This is a genomic window from Falsiroseomonas algicola (assembly GCF_011040385.1).
GTDB lineage: Bacteria > Pseudomonadota > Alphaproteobacteria > Acetobacterales > Acetobacteraceae > Falsiroseomonas > Falsiroseomonas algicola.
The window spans coordinates 1-2033 of sequence record NZ_JAAIKB010000049.1 but is presented as its reverse complement, the minus strand read 5'-3'; the positions used below and the strand labels follow the sequence as shown (position 1 = coordinate 2033).

Here is a 2033-nt window from a genome sequence, read left to right as displayed (position 1 = left end):
GCACGGCGCAGCTGCGCGGGCTGGAGACGGCGGACATCGTCGCCCTCGGCACCAACCAGATGGCGGGCCTCGGCTCGGCGCAGCTGGCATCGCTGACGACGGCGCAGGTGGCGGCCTTCGAGACGGCGGACCTGGCCGCGATCGGCACGGCGACGCTGCGGGGCCTCGGCACGGCGCAGGTGGCGGCGCTGACGACGGCGCAGGTGGCCGGGCTGACCACGGCGCAGGTGGCGGGGCTGGCCTCGACGCAGATCCGCGCCATGGAAACGGCCGACCTTTCGGCCCTCTCCACGGCACAGATCGGCGCGCTGACCTCGACTCAGCTTGCTGCCCTGACCAGCACGCAGGCAGCCGGCCTCACGACCGCTTCACTCGGCGCCCTGGCGACGGCGCAGATTGGTGGCCTTGGCACGGGCGTGCTCGCCTCCTTGAGCACGTCCCAGCTCACGGCACTGACCAGCGCGGCCGTCACCGCCCTGACGACGGCGCAGATGGCCGCCTTCGGGACGGCGCAGATCGCGGCGTTTACGACCGGCCAGGTGGCGGCGATGGAAACGGCGGATCTGGCGGCGCTGAGCAGCACGCAGGCCGCCGCCTTCACCACCGCCCAGCTCGGCGCCATGTCGTCGAGCCAGATCAACGCCCTGTTCGCCTGAGCCTCTACAGCGAGCAACTCGACCTCCGGCGTCACGTGCGCCGGAGGTCGTCGCGCGCTCGGGTCTCGTTTCTCGGCTCATTCGTAAAGAGGCCGTCAACGCCTGGGGGCCAGAAACGGGTCTTCGAGACGGCATCAAGAGGATGGCTCGCCCATGAATGCGTTCAGCGCCGCTGAGACGACCCTGCGCACGGTCCTGCATGTCGGGTGCGGCATCGCCAATCCCGCCAAGCTGCCAGCCGCCTTCTTCAACCCCGGCGACTGGCGCGAGATCCGGCTGGATATCGACCCCGAGGTCCAGCCTGATATCGTGGGAACGATCACCGACATGGCCGATGTGCCGAACGCGTCGGTCGATGCGGTCTGGTCGTCCCACAACGTCGAGCATCTCTATGCCCATGAGGTTCCGGCTGCCTTCGCCGAGTTCCGGCGTGTGCTGAAGCCCGGCGGCTTCGCCCTGATCGCCGTGCCGGACTTGCAGCAGGTGGCAGGCCTCATTGCCGAGGATCGCCTTGGCGATGCTGCCTATCTCTCCAGCATGGGCCCGATCACGCCGCTCGACATCCTCTACGGACACCGTCCCAGCATCGCGCAGGGCAATGCGTTCATGGCACATCGGACCGGCTTCACCGCCCGGACGTTGCAGGCCTGCCTGGAGGAAGCCGGCTTCCCTGTCGTCAACGTGCTGCGGGACGGGTCGTTCGCCCTATGGGCAGCAGCCTACGTGTGATGGACGCGGCCTCTGCCCGTACGGGACTCCATTGAGGCATGCGGAACGGCAGTTGAGGGGGGAGGGGGGCGTAGGAGCACGCAAGCGCCCACCGCCTACGCCAGCGCCCCACTAACCCACTGAAAAAATTGGCGGACCCGATACGATTCGAACGTACGACCCTTGCCTTCGGAGGGCTGCCATTTTAACAGCGCAGAAAGGGGAATCAGTGACATAAGCAAGGCTATGGAAGGTCTCCACGGGCTATCAGGGCGAAACGAACGGCGTGGTAGCGGGATGTTTGCGGGATGTGGTTTGCGTTCTCTTGATCTCGCCTTGAGCCCCAACCTGCCGCAAGTCTCGATGCCGAGGCTTTCGCAGCGTATCCTCTGCCAATTTCTCGCGGGCGCCGGCCGTCCATGGGCTTGGCACTTCAGCCAAGCCGATGGATGGCGGCGGCCGCATTCGGAGCCCACACTTTATACCGCCGCGCCTGAGAGCGCCTGACAGAACCTGTTGATTTGGTTGAGGCAGACGAGGGCGGCGGCAAGGGTCACGAAGGCGAGGTGGATGTCTTCGCGGCGTTCGTATCGGACGACGAGGCGGCGGAAGCGGGCCATCCACGCGAGGGTGCGTTCGACGACCCAGCGATGGCGGCCAAGCCGCTTG

Annotated in this window: 3 protein-coding genes; 2 read left to right on the top strand and 1 reads right to left on the bottom strand. The window is 67.0% G+C overall.

The window, feature by feature from the left end; genetic code table 11:
- Together G3576_RS30940 and G3576_RS30935 are read left to right on the top strand one after the other, a co-directional pair.
- A partial coding sequence (locus G3576_RS30940) for a hypothetical protein (RefSeq protein ID WP_456237361.1) occupies positions 1-656 on the top strand: 656 nt, incomplete at its 5' end.
- Positions 657-809: 153 nt separating this feature from the next.
- Complete coding sequence (locus G3576_RS30935; RefSeq protein ID WP_164698326.1) at positions 810-1385, top strand: class I SAM-dependent methyltransferase; 576 nt, start codon at positions 810-812, stop codon at positions 1383-1385.
- 458 nt (positions 1386-1843) lie between these two features.
- Here G3576_RS30935 and G3576_RS30930 read toward each other — a convergent pair.
- Positions 1844-2033, bottom strand: a 190-nt coding sequence (locus G3576_RS30930; RefSeq protein ID WP_164698325.1) for a transposase, incomplete at its 5' end; no start/stop codon positions are given.

Bases quoted from the DNA above. Each gene is read 5' to 3' on its own strand.
- G3576_RS30935 (WP_164698326.1), top strand. From the start codon at position 810: ATGAATGCGTTCAGCGCCGCTGAGACGACCCTGCGCACGGTCCTGCAT.